Origin of the sequence: Bacillus sp. 1735sda2, from assembly GCF_024159245.1 — a bacterium.
GTDB lineage: Bacteria > Bacillota > Bacilli > Bacillales > Bacillaceae > Bacillus > Bacillus pumilus_O.
This window is the reverse complement of record NZ_JAMYWZ010000001.1, coordinates 3509167-3527323: the sequence shown is the minus strand read 5'-3', so window position 1 is coordinate 3527323 and position 18157 is coordinate 3509167. Positions and strand designations below refer to the sequence as shown.

Annotated in this window: 12 protein-coding genes and 1 pseudogene; 12 read left to right on the top strand and 1 reads right to left on the bottom strand. The window is 40.9% G+C overall.

From position 1 onward, the window contains the following. The first annotated feature begins 30 nt into the window (after positions 1 to 30). The 11 genes and pseudogenes from NKR21_RS18470 (at position 31) to manA (ending at position 11519) form a co-directional block, all read left to right on the top strand. Complete coding sequence (locus tag NKR21_RS18470) at positions 31 to 1041, top strand: LacI family DNA-binding transcriptional regulator (RefSeq protein ID WP_012011476.1); 1011 nt, start codon at positions 31 to 33, stop codon at positions 1039 to 1041. An 86-nt stretch (positions 1042 to 1127) separates the two neighbouring features. Then, the gene (locus NKR21_RS18465) at positions 1128 to 2144 is read left to right on the top strand and encodes a sugar kinase (protein WP_012011475.1); all 1017 of its coding nucleotides are present in this window, start codon (positions 1128 to 1130) and stop codon (positions 2142 to 2144) included. After that, positions 2116 to 2715 carry a bifunctional 4-hydroxy-2-oxoglutarate aldolase/2-dehydro-3-deoxy-phosphogluconate aldolase gene (locus NKR21_RS18460; RefSeq protein ID WP_012011474.1) on the top strand — a complete coding sequence of 200 codons (600 nt, stop codon included), beginning with the start codon at positions 2116 to 2118 and terminating at the stop codon, positions 2713 to 2715. The genes NKR21_RS18465 and NKR21_RS18460 overlap by 29 nt, the downstream gene beginning before the upstream one ends. A gap of 118 nt (positions 2716 to 2833) precedes the next feature. Next, a pseudogene (locus tag NKR21_RS18455) lies at positions 2834 to 3288 on the top strand (GNAT family N-acetyltransferase). A 67-nt stretch (positions 3289 to 3355) separates the two neighbouring features. Continuing rightward, the gene (locus NKR21_RS18450; protein ID WP_041815965.1) at positions 3356 to 4357 is read left to right on the top strand and encodes a sugar-binding protein; all 1002 of its coding nucleotides are present in this window, start codon (positions 3356 to 3358) and stop codon (positions 4355 to 4357) included. Next, positions 4354 to 5796, top strand: coding sequence for a sensor histidine kinase (locus tag NKR21_RS18445; RefSeq protein ID WP_144455421.1), 1443 nt, complete (start codon positions 4354 to 4356; stop codon positions 5794 to 5796). Before NKR21_RS18450 ends, NKR21_RS18445 begins: the two co-directional genes overlap by 4 nt. Beyond that, positions 5790 to 7208, top strand: a complete 1419-nt coding sequence (locus NKR21_RS18440) for a response regulator (RefSeq protein WP_144455423.1) — start codon at positions 5790 to 5792, stop codon at positions 7206 to 7208. The genes NKR21_RS18445 and NKR21_RS18440 overlap by 7 nt, the downstream gene beginning before the upstream one ends. 102 nt (positions 7209 to 7310) lie before the next feature. Next, on the top strand, positions 7311 to 8576 hold the full coding sequence (locus NKR21_RS18435) for an ABC transporter substrate-binding protein (protein ID WP_144455426.1): 1266 nt from the start codon (positions 7311 to 7313) through the stop codon (positions 8574 to 8576). A gap of 55 nt (positions 8577 to 8631) precedes the next feature. After that, a complete protein-coding gene (locus tag NKR21_RS18430; protein WP_012011468.1) occupies positions 8632 to 9603 on the top strand; it encodes a carbohydrate ABC transporter permease in 972 nt (323 codons plus the stop codon). Further along, positions 9600 to 10421 (top strand): carbohydrate ABC transporter permease, encoded by an 822-nt coding sequence (locus tag NKR21_RS18425; RefSeq protein ID WP_012011467.1) that lies wholly within the window; start codon positions 9600 to 9602, stop codon positions 10419 to 10421. Before NKR21_RS18430 ends, NKR21_RS18425 begins: the two co-directional genes overlap by 4 nt. Before the next feature lie 147 nt (positions 10422 to 10568). Next, complete coding sequence (gene manA / locus NKR21_RS18420) at positions 10569 to 11519, top strand: mannose-6-phosphate isomerase, class I (RefSeq protein ID WP_119125468.1); 951 nt, start codon at positions 10569 to 10571, stop codon at positions 11517 to 11519. A gap of 65 nt (positions 11520 to 11584) precedes the next feature. Here the strand turns inward: manA and NKR21_RS18415 are convergent, their stop codons facing one another. Then, on the bottom strand, positions 11585 to 15199 hold the full coding sequence (locus NKR21_RS18415) for a CDP-glycerol glycerophosphotransferase family protein (RefSeq protein WP_144455428.1): 3615 nt from the start codon (positions 15197 to 15199) through the stop codon (positions 11585 to 11587). A 320-nt stretch (positions 15200 to 15519) separates the two neighbouring features. On the opposite strand from NKR21_RS18415, the gene NKR21_RS18410 reads away from it, so the two are divergent. Then, positions 15520 to 18150, top strand: a complete 2631-nt coding sequence (locus NKR21_RS18410) for a glucosaminidase domain-containing protein (RefSeq protein ID WP_144455430.1) — start codon at positions 15520 to 15522, stop codon at positions 18148 to 18150. The last annotated feature ends 7 nt before the right edge of the window (positions 18151 to 18157 follow it).

The following is an 18157-nucleotide window of genomic DNA, read 5'->3' as shown; positions in this document are numbered from 1 at the left end:
GAGAAGACATTGATTGTGGGAGTTTTTTGAATGAAAGAGAAAAAGCAAACGAAAGTGACCATCAACGAAGTGGCAGCTTATGCAGGGGTTTCAAAATCAACTGTATCCAGATATATCAATGGCAGAACAAATGAAATTTCGATTGAAAAGGTCAAAAAAATCAAAAAAGCCATTGAAGAACTGCATTATCGTCCGAGTCAGCTCGCCCAAGGTTTGAAAGTAAGAAAAAGCAAGGTCATTGGGTTTATTGTAGCCGACATTACAAATCCATTCTCTGTAGCGACACTTCGCGGAGTCGAAGAAATTTGTGATGAATATGGATACAGCATCATGGTATGCAACACAGATAACCGGCCAGAAAAAGAACGAGAAATGCTCCTCAAACTGAATGCGCATTATATTGAAGGTCTCATCATCAATACGACAGGCCAGAACAATGACATTTTGCAGGATTTTCAGAAAGACGGTGTGCCGATTGTCCTTGTTGACCGGAAATTATCTGAACTAAAAGTCGACACAGTGACAACGAATAACCGTGATATCACGATCCAACTGCTTCAACAAATGTATGAGAAAAGCTATGAGCACATCGCCTTCTTTACTGAGCCAGTTGATGGGATCAGTCCTCGTGAAGAACGAAAAGAAGCATATGAACAGACAGCCATGAGTAAACATAAGAAACCTATTATTAAAGAAATTGATTTGAAACAAAAAGAACAATTGCGAGAAGAACTTGTCCATTTTGTTCAAACAAATCAGCAAAAAAAAGCGATTTTAGCAGCCAATGGATTACTGATGCTAAAGCTGATCAGTGAGCTTGTAGAACTCGGGTTAAAGATTCCAGAAGATATAGGCGTCGCAGGCTTTGATGATACAGAATGGTATAAGCTGATTGGGCCTGGAATCACAACGGTTGCCCAGCCATCTCATGAAATGGGGAAAGCCGCCATGCAAAAAATCAAGACTCGGCTTGAAGGGGATGAAAGTGCGCCACAAACCATTCAACTTGATGGAGAAATCATCGTAAGAAAATCTTTATAAATAACAAACAGAGAAGAGTATACATATGTGCATGCTCTCTCTTTTTCAACTGATTTGAAACCGGTACCAAGAGAGGGGAGAAATGAGTGAAAGCATTGGATGCAGTCACATTTGGGGAATCAATGGCGATGTTTTACGCAAAAGAAGCCGGAGAGCTTCATCAAGTGCATACATTTCAAAAGGCGCTTGCTGGTGCTGAAAGTAACGTGGCAGTCGGTTTGGCGAGGCTAGGTTTTGATGTGGGATGGATGAGCAAAGTCGGAGCAGATTCACTTGGCACATTTATTTTAGAAGAGCTTCAAAAAGAAGGAGTCGATACAAGTGCAGTGATCCGTTCAAATGATGGGGCCAAAACAGGGATCTTACTTAAATCCAAAGTGATGGATGGAGATCCTGACGTTACGTATTATCGCAAAGGTTCTGCTGCGAGCACCATGAGTCCAAGTGACTTTCCTGCGGATTATTTCCAACAGGCAGGGCATCTCCATATGACAGGTATTCCGCCTGCATTATCCAGTGAAATGAGAGCGTTTTCTTTTCATGCTCTTCAGAAGATGAAAGAAGCAGGCAAAACCATTTCATTTGATCCAAACCTTCGGCTGCAGCTATGGGAAGAGGAGGAAGATATGATCCATACAGTGAATCAAATCGCTTATCAAGTGGATTGGTTTTTTCCGGGGCTTGCAGAAGGACAAAGGCTCACAGGCTGTCATGAGCCGGAAGAGATTGCAGATGTTTATTTACAAAAAGGCGTCAAGCTTGTGGTCATTAAGCTCGGTGCAGAAGGTGCCTATTATAAAAGTGCAGCCAATCAGGGGATGGTGAGCGGCTTTTATGTGCCCAATGTCGTGGATACAGTCGGTGCCGGTGATGGATTTGCCGTGGGGGTTATCAGCGGCTTACTGGACGGTTTATCATGTGAAAAATCTGTAAGGAGAGGCAATGCTGTAGGAGCTCTTGCGGTGATGTCTCCAGGCGATAAGGACGGCCTGCCTACTCGGGAAGAGCTTCAGTCTTTTATAAAAGAAGCCAAACGATATCACAGACGGGAATATATGAAGGGGGATGAAGGATATGGGGAAGTCAGCAAGTTTGAGCGTTAAAGAACGTCTCGCGGCTTGTAAGCTAATCGCAGTGGTGAGGGCGGGGAGCGAATCGGAAGGCATTGAGATCATTCAGCGTTTAAAGAAAAAGGGTGTTCGTGCCATTGAAGTGACGTATACCACGCCCAATGCGGAACGCATCATCGCATCCTTTCAGCATGAACAAGATCTGATTGTGGGAGCAGGCACAATCACCACACTTCAGCAGGCGCAATCAGCCATTGACGCAGGCTCACAATTTATTGTCAGTCCAGGATATCTTTCTGTCATTGGAGAGCATCTCTCATTTCACGACACACTCTATGTACCAGGTGTCCTCACCCCAAGTGAAATTATGCAGGCAAAAGCAGCTGGATACTGCTTGCTCAAGCTTTTTCCAAGCGGCTCCTTCGGTCTATCCTATATGAAAAACTTACAAGGTCCATTTCCAGACATTGAATTTATTCCAACGGGGGGGATTCATCCAACCGATGTGCCAAAATGGCTCAAAGCAGGCGCAGTGGCAGTAGGGGTCGGAAGTCAGCTTGAAAGCAGTACGGCAGAAGAATTACAAGCGGTTCTTTCTTCATAAATAGGCGCTATCAAATGAACAACTGGCAGGTGAATGCCGGTTGTTTGTTCGTTTATCTGACATAACAGCAGGTGAATGCTGACTCTTCACGTACAATATTTATGAAGGAGTGATAGACATGTACATTCAACAAGATACTCTCACAGATGGACAAATAGAGCAGCTGATTACCGCTCATTTAGAAGAAATGAAAAAGCATTCTCCGCCAGAAAGCATCCATGCCCTTCCGTTAGCTGAATTGAAAAAGAAAGGTGTCACAGTGTGGAGTGTTCGGGATGGAGAGGAGCTTCTTGGCTGCGGAGCGTTAAAGGAGCTGTCAAGTGATCACGGCGAAATCAAATCCATGAGAACCGCCGCTCACCATATGCGAAAAGGTGTAGGAAGGTATATGCTGAACCATCTTCTCCAAGAGGCAAAAAGGCGTGGTTATTCACGTATCAGCTTAGAGACAGGTGCGATGTCTTTCTTCGAGCCAGCAAGAAAACTATATGAGAGTGTTGGGTTTGATAGTTGTCCGCCTTTCAGTTCATATGAGAAGATCCAAACAGTTTATTTATGACAAAGGAATTATAGAGGTCGAGAGAGTATGCTTATAAGCAGCTCTTTTTTTATGCGCAATGTTTGAAAGGGGGAGGATGTGGTGAAAGGTTCAAAGTGGATCGGGGTGGGCGCCTTTCTCACTTTTTGTATCGTTTCTGTCATGTTTTTAACATTATTAGGTCAAGATTTATTTAAAATCGAAAGCGCTTCCGAAAAGGCGTCATCTGCCTATCAATATCATTTTGTCCTTGTACCGGAGGAACTTGATAATGAATATTGGCAGCTAGTACAAAAGGGAGCTGCTGATGCGGCAGCCGCTCATCGCGTGTATTTAGAATATTTGGGTCCGAAACAAGCTGATATAGATGACCATTTGAAAACCATTGATATGGCAATCGCAGGGCATGTCGATGGCATTATGACACAGGGACTTGATGCGAAAAAATACAAACCGCTTTTTCAGAAGGCAAGGGAAAAGGGCATTGATGTTGTCACCGTTGATACGGATGCAGAGGGGAGCAAGCGTCAAGTGTATGTTGGCACGGACAATTATTATTCAGGCTTTATCGCAGGACAGGCACTTATCGCAGATACAAAAGGTGAACAGTATGTGGGAATTGTCACAGGCAGGCTTGATGCCGTCCATCAAAAGCAGCGCGTCAAAGGATTTCGAGACGCAGTCGCCGCTGAAAAACGCATTCATATTGCTGGAATAGAAGAATCAGCCATTACAAAATCAGGCGCCTCCGGTGCAGCGTATAAACTATTAAACGATCATGCCAATCTCACTGCATTTTACGGCACGAGTGCATTAGATGGTGTAGGCATCATTCAAGCAACATCGCAATATCAATCGACCACAGATATCTATGTACTCGCATTTGATACGTTGCCAGATACGATTCAGGCGCTCGATGATGGAGAGATTGATGCCGTCGTTGTTCAGCACCCTTATGAAATGGGCTATCAAGCAGTGGAATCGCTTGTGCGTTTGCAAAAAGGTGAAAAAGAAGAGCCGCTTCAGTACACAGGAACGAGTGTGATTCGGCGCGAGGATCTGCCGCTCCAGCAAACAGACAGAAGGCAGGGGATGCAGCCGTGAGAAGGATTCGAAGTAAGTTGCTACTGGCATTTTTAACCCTTGTGTTTCTTGGCAACGTGGCCGCTTTTTTCGTCTATTGGAGTAGCTCGAATATCACATCAGAATACAGCAGAAGCTTTCGTTCTTTTCTTCTGCTTAATGATATATCGACAGAGGCAAAAACGATGTATGAAAAGGTCAATGCGTATGCGATTGAAAAGGATCAGCAGTTTGCCAAAGAATATCTAGCTTCAAAACAAAAAATGAAATCCTACGACCAGACATTGCGAAAAGATGCCGGGCTTCATGCGGCAATTCCTTCTATTGAAAAATATCAATATATGATGCGAACGCTTATCAACGAAAGTGATGCGACCATGACACACGTAAAAGAAGGAAAAATCAAAGAATATGCAGCGAGTGTGAAGGAAGTAAGAACCGTCTCCTCCTACATACAAGAGCAAACGATGACCTTGCTTGATGATGAATTGTCTGAATATCAAGTACTCTATCAATCTCTGCAAAAAAGACACCAAACCTATGCGCTCTTCACCTTGTGTTTGTTTACGCTCTCCATTGGGGTCGCATTATGGATGGCGTATATGATTGCTGGAGGAATATCAAGACCAATCGTCCATCTCTCTCGAAGCGTAAAGGAAGTATCGGAAGGAAACTTTGATGGAGCGGACTTGCATGTCACCTCAAAGGATGAAATATCTGTATTAAATGAGGCATTTCAGCGAATGCGTCAAGAAATGAAAATGATGATTGAAGAGATGAAACAAAAGGCAGCCTTAGATCAAAAAATCAAAGACATGAAGCTGAAGACGCTGCAAAACCAAATGAACCCCCATTTTTTATTTAATACATTAAACATCGTCTCACGCATGGCTTACTTAGAATCAGCGGATGCCACATCGAGATTGATTCAATCTGTTTCCACTCTCATGCGTTATTCGCTATCAGCTCTTAGTGCATCTGTTACGCTAGAACAAGAAGTAAAAGTGGTCAAAGAATATTTTCATATACAAGAAACAAGATTTGCCGATCGTATCACATGCAAAACAACCATAGATGCATCCTGTTTATCTGTACTTATCCCAAGTCTCACCTTACAGCCGCTTGTTGAAAATGCCTTTATTCATGGCGTCGAGCCAAAGGAGGAAGACGGACTTGTTGAGCTCTCGATCTATCAAGAAGGCGGCTATGTGATGATTCGTATTCGGGACAATGGGGTGGGAATCAATGAACAAGAGAGAAGGAGATTGCTATCAGAAAAAGATGAGGAAGACCCAAACATCTTGAGTAAAGGGCATTCAACGGGAATCGGTCTTCGTAATGTGATATCAAGGCTGCGCTTGTTTTACGGAGTACAAAATGCTCTTCAAATTGATTCAAAGCCAAACGAAGGAACCACCATTCAATTGGCTATTCCGATAAAGGAGGGACCGGCATGCTGAACGTGCTGATTGTAGATGATGAAAAGATAGAACGGCTAGCGATGCGGAAGTTCATGACGGATTGGCTTCCAGAGTGTCATATCGCGGGAGAAGCTGAAAATGGAAAAAAGGCGGTTGAATTCGTACGGGCTGAGCCAGTTCATCTTGTGCTCATGGATATTCAGATGCCTGGAATGGATGGTTTGACAGCGATCAAGCAAATCAAAGCGATCAGTCCTCATACAAAATTTATTATGCTGACAGCCTACGATACGTTCGATTATGCCAAGCAGGCGATGCAAGAAGGGGTGAAGCAATATCTCGTCAAACCGGCTGACAAAGATGAAACCATCGCCGCCATTCGAACGGTAGCGGCAGAGATTCAGCAGGAGGCGTCTCAGCGGCAGGCGGTAGCGGCTGGGCAGCAGTCAAAGTGGCTTGAAGCCCATGTCATCAACGGTCAATCCTATACCTCCACGGAATTTCAACAACTGTTTCATGAATTCGAAGCAGGTCTTGTCATCGCTGTGCAGCGGACAATGGGGAATCAGCTGTTGATAGATTTACAGACATCTCCACTTTTTCATACGGTACCGATTCAAGTGAGTGGTGAGCTGTTTACCTGTCTCATTTATCGTCACCAAGCGCCTGGTCAGTTAAAAGCAGATATCCTACAGGCGATTCGAACGGCCACCACAAACGATCAGCCTTCACCGGTCGTTGGCATGGGACACCCAGTCTCCAATCCGCTTTATCTTCAAAAAAGTGCAGCAGAGGCGAAGCTTTCCTATTATCAGCGGAAAAAGAGCCCCGGCGTTGTTCGTTATGGCTTTTACCAAACAGAAGCACAGTCTCATCCATTGATCCACCTGCCTGAGCTTGCTGACGATATGATGCAGGCAATGGAAGAAGGGAGAAGAGAGGATGCGCTGGCTTTATTCGATGCCTTTGAACTAGAGGGGGCAACCCTGTCACAACTAAAAGAGCTGCTGATTTTATTTAAATCACGGCTCCGAACAGACTGGCCTATATTCACGATCAACACCTTAGCAGAATGCCGCCAGTGCTGTGAACATTTATTTGATGTGTACGAAGCAAGGACCCAGACTGTGAATGACATGGAGCGGGCAAAGCGCTACATCAAAACGCATTTTTGTGAACAGATCACGCTGGAGCAGACAGCCGCCTATGTTGATTTAAGTCCAACCTATTTCACAAAACGGTTTAAAGACGTGACAGGGCTGACATTTAAAGAATATGTGACGAACTGCCGACTGGATAAAATTAAAAAACTTCTCAAAGACAGCTCGCTGAGTTTAAAAGAAATTACCTATCAGGCGGGATATACAGATCCCAATTACGTCAGCCGTGTGTTTAAGAAGATGGTCGGCTGTTCACCGAAGGAATATCGAAAACAGACCGTAAAAAAATGAAGAATTTCATAAAAAAGTGAAGAAGTTTGTCTGAAAAAAAGCAAGGATCTTCCATTATACTTATTTTGATAACGCTTACAAAATAGGGATGGGGGATCAATCATGAAGGTTAAATTAGGCTTTACATTGTTAGCGCTCTGTATGCTTATCATCACTGCCTGTAGTTCAACGACGAACTCAGATGCAAAAAAAGAGGATGGAGCAGAGAAGCTCGACATTTTCTCTTGGTGGACTGGAGCAGGTGAGGAGGATGGACTAAAAGCACTCATTCAACTGTTTGAAGAGAAAAACAAAGATATCCCAATTGAAAATGCAGCCGTCGCAGGCGGTGCTGGTACAAATGCAAAGGCTGTTCTGACTAGCCGGATGCAAGGAAGCGACCCGCCAGCTACATTCCAAGTACATGGCGGAGCGGAGCTGAATGAGAGCTGGGTCGCAGCGGGCAAAATGGAGCCGCTCGATGATCTATATGAAAAAGAAGGCTGGAAGGACAAATTTCCAGAATCACTCATCGACCTTGTCAGCAAAGATGGGAAAATCTATTCAGTACCAGTGAATATTCACAGGGGCAATGTGCTTTGGTATAACAAGAAGGTATTTGATGATGCAGGATTAGAGCCGCCAACGACCTTTGATGAGTTTTTCAAAACAGCAGATGCATTAAAGAAAAAAGGCATTACACCGCTTGCACTAGGGGATAAAGAACCTTGGGCAGCAACGCATTTGTTTGAGAGTGTACTGCTCGGTGTTTTAGGTGCTGACGACTATCAAAAACTTTGGGCTGGCGACATGAAAATGGATGACGCAAAAGTGAAGGAAGCGGCAGATATTTTTGGACGCATGCTTGAATACGTCAATGATGATCACAGTTCACGTAACTGGCAGGATGCCTCGCAGCTCGTAGCAAAAGGGGAAGCTGCAATGAATGTCATGGGAGACTGGGCGAAGGGGTATTTTGTGAATGATCTGGATCTGAAGGTGAATAAAGACTTTGGATACGTGGCGACTCCTGGTACTGAGGGAAGCTTTATGGTGATCACCGATACATTTGGACTGCCAAAGGGCGTGAAACAGCCAGAAAACGTGAAGAAATTCTTATCTGTCTTAGGATCTGTGGAAGGACAGGATGCATTCAATCCGCTGAAGGGATCGATTCCGGCACGTGTGGATGCTGATGTTTCTAAATATGATGAATACGGAAAATCGGCGATGAAGGCATTTAAAGAATCAAAGCTGGCGCCGTCTCTCGCGCATGGTTCAGCTGCTGAAGAAGGGTTTGTGACAAAAGCGAATCAAGCCGTCAATATCTTCGTCACACAAAAAGACAGCAGCCAGTTTGTTTCATCTTTAAAAGATTCAATGAAATAAAGACGAAGAGGCGGCGACTTAGCACCGCCTCTTTTTTAAAAAGGAGTGTAGCTTCATGCGTATGGATACATCGCCGATCACAAAGACAACAACACCCAAAGTCAAACGCGTCCGGAGAAAATGGAGTGGGGATCAGCTACTAGCGCTTCTCTTTTTAGCCCCGTCAGCTGTGTTATTATTCATCTTTGTTTACGGTTTTATTGGCTGGACAGGGTATGTGTCATTATCAAATTGGACCTCGCTTGTTCCTGATTTCTCTTTCGCAGGTCTTCAAAACTATATGATGCTGTTTCAAGATTTTCGCTTTCAGTCAGATCTTCGGAATACGGTCTTTTTTACTCTATTTTTTATTGGAGCCGTTATTGCCTCTGGTCTCGCACTTGCGATTTTACTAGATCAGAAAATCAAGGGTGAATCTCTATTTCGGAATTTATTTTTCTTTCCAATGGCTCTTTCTTTTGTTGTGACAGGGGTCGTCTGGCAATGGATTTTAAACCCGTCCACTGGAGTGAATCTCTTTTTAAAGACGCTTGGTATTCAGCCTAAGTGGTACACGGATACGAACATTTTAGCCGGATTTGCCTGGGGGAAAATTGAGTTTGGTGTCCCTGCGGCCATGATTGCTGTCGTCATTGCAGCTGTTTGGCAGATGACTGGTTTTTCTCTGGCGATGTATTTGGCAGGTTTGAGAGGCATTCCAGAGGAAGTAAGAGAGGCTGCTAGAATGGATGGCGCAACCGAATGGCAGATTTACCGGAAGATTATTTTTCCTCTACTAAAGCCGATTACTGCAAGTGTCATTATCATTATGGCTCATATTTCATTAAAGATTTTCGATTTGATTTACTCGATGACAGGACCGGGTGCAAACTTTGTTACAGATGTTCCGGGCGTTTACATGTTTGAAATGACCTTTAGAGGAAACCATTATGCAGGTGGTGCCGCCATCGCGATTGTGATGCTGATCTCTGTTGCGGTCTTTATCGTGCCATATCTCCTGTCGAGCCGGAAGGGGGCGTCATCATGACAGCTAGATGGTTTGTCCGTCCAGTCCTTTATGCTTTATTGATTTTGTGCAGCCTTTTTTTTCTCATGCCAGTCTATGTCATGCTCGTCACAAGTTTGAAGCCATTAAGTGAAGTGACCCTTGAAAAAATGTGGGCGCTGCCATCAACACTCGATTTTTCAAGCTATCAAATCGCATTTGAAAAGCTAGCGCCCAATTTAATGAATTCTCTTTATCTAGTCATTCCGGCCACCTTATTATCAGCTGTCTTAGGGGCGATGAATGGCTATGTCCTATCAAAATGGCGTTTCAAAGGATCGGAAGTGGTCTTTACGCTGATGCTGTTTGGAATGTTTATTCCATACCAAAGTATCCTCATTCCACTCATTCAATTTTTACGTGAAGTCGGATTGTACAATTCGATTCCAGGTTTGGTGCTTGTCCATGTCGTATATGGACTTCCAATCACAACGCTCATGTTTCGAAACTTCTATGTGAGCATTCCTGATGAAATGATTGAATCGGCAAAAATGGACGGCGCAGGGTTTATCGGGATTTTCAGACATATGATTCTTCCGCTTTCGATCACAGGGTTTGTTGTGGTCGCGATTTGGCAGTTCACAAATGTGTGGAATGAGTTCTTATTTGCAGTCACGATGACCACTGCGGAGCATCAGCCAGTGATGGTTGCCTTGCAAAATCTATCAGGCAGTCAAATTGTGCAATGGAACGTCCAAATGGCAGGGGCAATATTGGCCGCACTGCCGACACTTTTGGTCTATATTCTGCTCGGAAAATACTTTGTCAAAGGGCTTCTTGCAGGCTCTGTCAAAGGATAAAATCTTTTCGTGTTATCGTTTTCATTTGGTGTACTGAAAGGATTGACTTCTTTTTAGATAGCGTCATAATAAAAGTTGAGACTTGCTAGTTTTCATCAAGGCTTGGCAAGGATTATCAAAGGGTAGCAAAGGGAGGAGTCATCCTGAATGAAGCAGTCACCAATTTTTTTACTGCCTGAATTGAAGGAGAGAATATGGGGAGGTACAGCCTTAAGAGATCAATTTGGCTATGATATTCCTTCTGAACAAACGGGAGAATGCTGGGCAATTTCTGCTCATCCAAACGGACCAAGTGTCGTGCAAGACGGTCCATATAAAGGGAAAACGCTGATCGAACTATGGGACAATCACAGAGAATTGTTCGGGGGAATAGAAGGCGACAGATTCCCGCTGTTAACCAAAATTTTAGATGCAAACCAAGACTTGTCCGTTCAAGTTCATCCAGATGATGATTATGCGGAAAGACATGAAAATGGCGAGCTTGGAAAAACAGAGTGCTGGTATATCATTGACTGCAAAGAAGGAGCAGAAATGATCTATGGGCACAGCGCAAGAACAAGAACTGAGCTTGTGACCATGATGAACAGTGGAGATTGGGAAGGTCTTTTGCGTCGTGTCAAGATTAAGCCTGGTGATTTTTATTATGTGCCGAGTGGTACCATTCATGCGCTGTGCGAAGGAACGCTTGTCCTCGAAACGCAGCAAAGCTCAGATACAACCTATCGAGTATATGATTATGAACGAAAAGATCAGAATGGCCATGAACGTGAACTTCATTTTGCGCAAGCCATTGATGTCACAACGGTCCCTCATGTAGACGGTTATGCAGATGAATCAGTTGAAACACGCCGTGGGCTGACCATTCGAACTTTTGTTGAAGCAGAGTATTTTTCTGTGTATAAATGGGAAATTGATCAAGCAGTAGAGCTTTCGCAAGATTATCCGTTTTTGCTGTGCAGTGTAATTAGCGGGGAAGGGGCTCTAACGCATGATGGGCATACATATCCACTGCCTAAAGGAGCTCATTTTATCCTGCCGGCTGAAACAGGGAGCTTCTCAATTGAAGGAAATTGTGAACTGATTGTATCGCATATATAAACTGAAAAGACTTTCAAGCATAAGTAACAGCTTGAAAGTCTCTTTTTGTGACAAATATAGTAAGTTTAGTTTAGAACTTTATAGAATGTGTCCATTGCTTTTTTATTATATTCTTTATAATCAAATGGAGCATAAGCAGGGTGTGTATGAGAGCTAAAGTTGTTTAGACCTTGTATAAGCCCGTCAATACTATTATCTACTAGAGCCCCGTATTTACCATCTTCTAAAACAGTTCTATTAGCAATGATATCTGTTGCTAAAATATCCATGCCTAGTGTCATCGCCTCTAAAAGAACCATTGGCTGTCCTTCATAATGTGATGATAGAACAAAACAGTCACACATCTTTAGGACGGTAAATGGATTCTCAACCTGACCGACTAAGAACACATGGTTTTGCAATTCAAATTGGTCTACTAACATTTGAAGGTCTTTCTTTAGTGGACCGTCACCGAGAATATATAGTTTGCTATTTGGGTTTGTTTCGACATGTTGTTTAAAAGCAGTAATTAAATTATCTTGCCCTTTCTCTGGAGACAAACGTCCCATATTAACAAAATTATAGTGTTGTTTTGATGGATAAGGAACAAACTCTTTTCCTATCTGGAAACCACGAAACCTAATTATTTCTAATGTTTTTTTATCTACCCAGCCTATTTTTTCGTTATCGAGTTCTATTGTACAGTATGTTGATATAGGTGTTGTGACCTCTTCAGTAACAATAAATTCTTTTTGATTATACTGATAATAATCTTCTATGACCTCATATCTAGTATTTTCATTTGTTTTATTAAAAATTTTATAGTCATTTAAATGAAGTAAAGCAGAATAACTCACTTCTTTACGACTTAAAATGGTTTGATGGTCTAATTGTTTAAATGCTTTTACATTTAACCATCCAATTACATGTCCATCATAAGAAAATTGATAATAGGTAGATGTGTTCGTTTTATGACTCTTGGTTACAGTCACAATTAAATCTTTATATAAATCAGCGCTGCAGACTTCAGTATAACCGAAATTTGGATAAGCTTTAGACCATATTTTGTGATTTTCTGTATGAACAATCTTCATTTGTTTATTTAAATTTCTCTCTAAAAATGTTCTATTATTCAATGAGCGAATAAATTCTTCATGGACATGGTAATTTTCGCTTAGTAATGTGTGTTTTTCTTTTTCTATCAAAGCTTGCTTTTCTTCAGAGAGATTACTAATTAGTTCATATTCCTTCAGTATTTTTAGAGCAGACGAGTCTATCCAGCCTATTAGTTGTTTATTAACATAAAATCTGCTATAGGAGGAGCGTTCAGTCCTGGCTTCTCTATCTATTTCTACCATAATATTCTTATAGGGGTAGCTAGAAGACACTTTTTTAATACCCTTTGTTTTATAGGGTTTTGTCCAAATATCATTGCGTTTAGGAGAAGTAACCACTGCCAATTTATGAACTTTTTCTTCACATAGAATACTATCAGGAAGAAGCTTAAATGCTTCTTTATTTAACCATCCCACAACATGATCTTCATAAGTAAACTTATATAATACTTCGTTTTGATTTGTTACAGCTTTTCTCGTAACCATCACTACTTTGTTTTCAAACTCTTTACTTGAAAAAGTAGAAGGATGATTTTCTACTAATGTCGTAAAAATTTTATCATGTTTGCTACTGATAATTCTTGCTCTGGAGTTAAATGCTTTATTTGAGACGATAAGGCTATTTGAGTCTTTCTCACTAATAGGTGAATCGGTTCCTAAGATTTTATCTGGATTAATTGAGTTCATCACATAATCAAATTTACTTTCATCTGCATAGTGAGATAAATTTTGTTTATTTAAATCCATTGTACCTTTAGAAACACTCACTAACTTATCGAATTTATGATATATAGTGAATAAACCTCTCAGATTGATTCTATGAGGTTTCTTCCCATTAATCGTTCTTTCGCTATCTGAAAGAAGATCATTGTGCATAAAACATATTTTTGTTTTCGCATCGGCAGAAACGAGATATTTAGCCCAATATAAGCTATAACCACTAAAATCAATCACATGATCAAAGGTGGATTTTCCAAAAAGTCGCTTGAATTCTCTAGAATAAGCATCTTTTGGGTAGAGTCTTTTTTCTAATTTCCCCTTAACTCCACGATTATGAATTAATTTATCTTTATAAACTTCTTGCAGAGTATATACAGGTAGACCTGGCTTAAAGATAAACCTGACATTTTTATTGACTTTTGCAATGTTATTTAATACTTCTTTTGAATTCGGTGTACTCATATAACAACTGACGTCATATTTATCATAGTCAATATTTTGAGTTAGGTTAATAAAAGAGGAAGTAATACCATTATTTTTCATTCCCCCTGGGTATATCAATATTTTCTCTTTCTTATTATTATGAGTGTTGATACAGCGAATGTTTTCAGTCACTTTATTGAAGATAGTATTAACGACTCTCTCAGTCACTTTACCATCATCGTGCTTTGTGAATTCATGTTTGAATTGATCATATTGGGTTTTAAATTGTGTACTTATTTCCTTAATTTCACTAATTGATTTTGCTAGATCCCTTATGTTGTATACACGAGGTCCTGGTAGGTCTTCAAGCTTAAAATACATGCCACGTTCTTCTGTGTATTCATCTGCGTCCCACATATAAAATAGGATGGGTTTATTTGTAACTAGAAAATCAAAAAATATACTTGAATAATCGGTGATCAATAAATCAGTTGCACATAACAGCACATTTGTATCAATAAAATCCGGTATTAGCCGACCTTGTAATTCTGTTGAACGACTTGCTTGATGATAAAGAAATGGATGAAGCTTAAGAAGAATATTGTATTCTTTTCCGCATTTTTCTTGTAAGTAATTCAGGTCAGAAGTGATTTGGGTTAAATTGTTTTTAACCTTACCGACATTCGTTCCTTTCCATGTAGGTGCATATACAATGGTTTTTTTCTCTAAAGATAAGCTAACTCCAAATGATTGAAGACTTTTTTTGAAAGCATTGGAATCAGAATTCAACGTTAGATCAATTCTTGGGTATCCTTCTTCTACTATTTTCCCCGGGAAAATGTGTTTTAGCTTATAACTATTTAAAAACATGCTTGTTGTATGTTCATTTGGGCTAATTAGATAATCTGAACTCAAAAAATTTCTCAGTACGTTCTGAGAATGTGCAGGGTTTCCTGGAATATCAAAGCCCATATATTTTAAAGGTGTACCATGCCATGTATTAATATAGACTTGCTCTTCTTTACATATAAAGAATGGTTGGAAAGTAGAGTTATTGATTAAATATTTAGCAGTGGCTAGATATTTTAAATAATCTTTAGAGTTTCTTTTGACAAAAATCACATTTTTGTCATCTTTATATTTATTCAAAATTGGTTTTAATGTTTCAAAGTCTTCAATAGCCCAAATGTGAGTATAGTGTTTAAAATTAGGCTGATGAAGCAAATATTCAAAAATGGCTAATGGACTATCGGTCATGCTTTTTCCATCTCTAGATTCATAAAATACAGTTTTATCAACAACTTCAAGATGTTGATAATAGTATGCATATAGGTTATTCCTTTGGTGTCTCTTATCTTTAATAAAATTTCTTAAAGGGTCTTTTAAAAAATTTATTTTTCTTTTTAAAATCTTTTTGTTCCGTTTTAAGATCTTCTTATTCATTAGTGTGACTCCTTTTAATATTCCTTTTTAAAAAGTCGAGAATCTGTTGTAATATACAGACAAGTGAATTTGAAATTTCGATAAAAAATGCAAATGATGCTATATGATACCACATCTTCAAAGAGAATTTAATATGATACTAAATCTTTAATGGAAATTTAAGATGATGAAATGATATTTAAGTGAAAACATGTTGAAAATATCAATTGAAATACATAGATATTAATATATTGAGTCTTTTGTTGTTAAAATAATTAGGTGATTCTGTCGATAAAGAGATTAGTAGACTATTATGCAAAGTTAAGAGAGGGACAGTGAACGTGAAAAAAACCATCAAGATTATGTTACTCGCAGCTGCCTTTGGTATGACAGTACATACGGGCAAAGAAGCACAAGCAGCCTCCTATGTCGATCAATCCATTTATACGATGAACACCTCAAAAGTATTTACAACAGAATCAGAAGTGAAAAAAGCAGTGGAAACATTGAAGAAGGACAAAAAGTGGACAGCCACTTATCAAACCTCAGGAAACACGTCGACCTATCAGCTCACTGCCTCAGGATATGAATCACAAGCAGCAGCGAGTGCAAGTGCAGCTGCATTAAAAAAAGAGACGGGCATGAGCGGTACAGTGTCGCCAGTAGGTGACCGGCTCCCTTTACAAAAGGTCGTATCTGACCCCGTCAATGATGAAGCTCAGGCGAAAAAGCTCTCACTCGAGCTAACGAAAACATCAGGACTCAATAGCACCTATGAGGCCATCAATCAAAGCAGACCTTCTTATCAGGTCATTTCAGGAACCATTGATTCTGAAACGAAAGTTAAAAACATTCAAACCGAATTACAAAAGCAGGCCGGTGTCACGAGTACATACCAAACTGAAAACAAAGCTGGCACTGTGTATCAGCTGATTTCAGGTGGTATCGTTGGACAAAGTAAGGCGAATACGATCCTGCAAGGCTTTCAAAAAGAGTCTGGTTTAAAAGCAGTGCTTCAAACGGTGACAGCAGGCAAGCCGTATTACATCGTCACATCAGCTGCACAAGTGAACCAGTCAAAAGCACAGACACTTCTTACCCAGCTTCAAAGAGAAGCAAAGATCAACGGGAAGATTCAAAAGACAGGCGCTTTAAAAAATGTGTATCGCTTGGAATCAGGCTATTTCAAAGACAGCAAACAAGCATCCTCCGCAGCGGCCCAGATTAAGAAACAAACCGGCGCTACAGGGACTGTGCAGCGAGTGGGAAAAACAAAAAATTATATCGTGAAGCTCAATCAACTGAACGATACAGCATACGGAAAAACGGTGGCCTTTTTCAAGAAAAAGAAATGGCGCTACACATCGCAAAAGATCTCTTCTACACAGCCATATCAAGTAGTGACTGGAAACCTATTAGGAGATGATCAAGCGAAAAAAGCAGCAGCTTTCTTCCAAAAGAAAAAGGTATCAGCGACAACGAAAAAAACAGGTAAAGCATCTGACAGCACGTATCGACTTGTCGTCAATCAATCAGCGGAGCAAGCCAAAATCAATAAAGGTGCCGCATATTTAAAAACGCAGAAGGTGACAAGCAGCATTACAACTGGTAAGGGCCAAGCTGTCAGCAAAACGTATAGTCTTAAGACGACACCTGTATATGAGCAAAGTAAAGTCAAGCAGGCTCAAGAGATCATCAAAAAAAATGGCGTTGCCAGCAGTACAAAAACGTTGGCAGAAGTGGTTAAACAATACCGAATCACAACAGAGCCGACAGTGAATCAGACAAAACTCAATCAAGCGCTATGCTATTTAACGAAACAAAAAATGAAAGCAGCTGCTCAAAAAACAGGGACAGCTGATTATGCTCAATATCAGATTAAAACAGGTACCATCTCAACAGCTACATTGCGCGACCAAGGCTTGGCATTTTTCAAAAAACGGAATGAACCAGCTGTCTATCAGACAACAACGAAACCAACCTACAAAATCAACATTACGCAGCAATTCACAGGATTACCAACTGTAAATGCGGCGATTGCTTTTGTGAAAAGTCAATATGGCTGGACAGCTACAGCCGTAAAAATCAAAAATGGCCCAATGGTCATGCAAACGAACTACAACCTCACTGTCAACGAGATGGTGAACAAGCAAATGAAGGTGTCCCCACAGACCGATGGTGCAGCCTATGTATATGCACCATATGTCGACGCGGCGACGTCAACTGTGAATACGGACGGCTTAAATGTTCGTTCGACACCTGATTCGAGCTCTGCTAGCAACATCGTGGCGCAGCTGAATAAAGGAGCAAAAGTGAAACAGCTTGGGAAAGAAGGAAACTGGATCAAGATCAGCCTTGGCTGGAGAAATGCAAGTGCAGCAGAGGTGCAAAAATATGTAGACCCAGCTAACATTGCAGAAGGCACTCAATCTTACTTCCAATTTCTAAAACTCTCTGAAGCTGCGAATCTCAATCCGGCAGAAGTCAATTCAAAGATTCTAGCAGGCAAAGGGATTCTTGCAGGTAAAGGACAAGCCTTTATTACGGCAGCGAAAACGTATCATATCAACGAAATTTATCTCATTTCTCACGCGTTGCTTGAAACAGGTAACGGAGGTTCCATTTTAGCGAATGGGACGATGTTTAATGGAAAGAAAGTATATAACATGTATGGCATTGGCGCATACGACAGCAATCCAAATTACCTCGGTGCAAAATATGCGTATGAACAGCAATGGTTCACGCCAGAGGCAGCGATTATTGGCGGGGCAAAATTCATTGGCAACAGCTATATCAATCACGCCACATACAAACAAGATACGATTTATAAAATGCGCTGGTCTAGTGCAGCGACTCATCAATATGCAACAGATATTGGCTGGGCATATAAGCAAGTCACTCGTATGTATAGCTTGTATAATTTACTTGATAACTATACGCTCTATTACGATATCCCGGTCTATAACAAATAAAAAAACG

Coding starts and splice junctions, on each gene's coding strand:
- NKR21_RS18415 (WP_144455428.1), bottom strand. CDS start 15,199: ATGAATAAGAAGATCTTAAAACGGAACAAAAAGATTTTAAAAAGAAAA.
- NKR21_RS18470 (WP_012011476.1), top strand. CDS start 31: ATGAAAGAGAAAAAGCAAACGAAAGTGACCATCAACGAAGTGGCAGCT.
- manA (WP_119125468.1), top strand. CDS start 10,569: ATGAAGCAGTCACCAATTTTTTTACTGCCTGAATTGAAGGAGAGAATA.
- NKR21_RS18460 (WP_012011474.1), top strand. CDS start 2,116: ATGGGGAAGTCAGCAAGTTTGAGCGTTAAAGAACGTCTCGCGGCTTGT.
- NKR21_RS18440 (WP_144455423.1), top strand. CDS start 5,790: ATGCTGAACGTGCTGATTGTAGATGATGAAAAGATAGAACGGCTAGCG.
- NKR21_RS18435 (WP_144455426.1), top strand. CDS start 7,311: ATGAAGGTTAAATTAGGCTTTACATTGTTAGCGCTCTGTATGCTTATC.
- NKR21_RS18430 (WP_012011468.1), top strand. CDS start 8,632: ATGCGTATGGATACATCGCCGATCACAAAGACAACAACACCCAAAGTC.
- NKR21_RS18425 (WP_012011467.1), top strand. CDS start 9,600: ATGACAGCTAGATGGTTTGTCCGTCCAGTCCTTTATGCTTTATTGATT.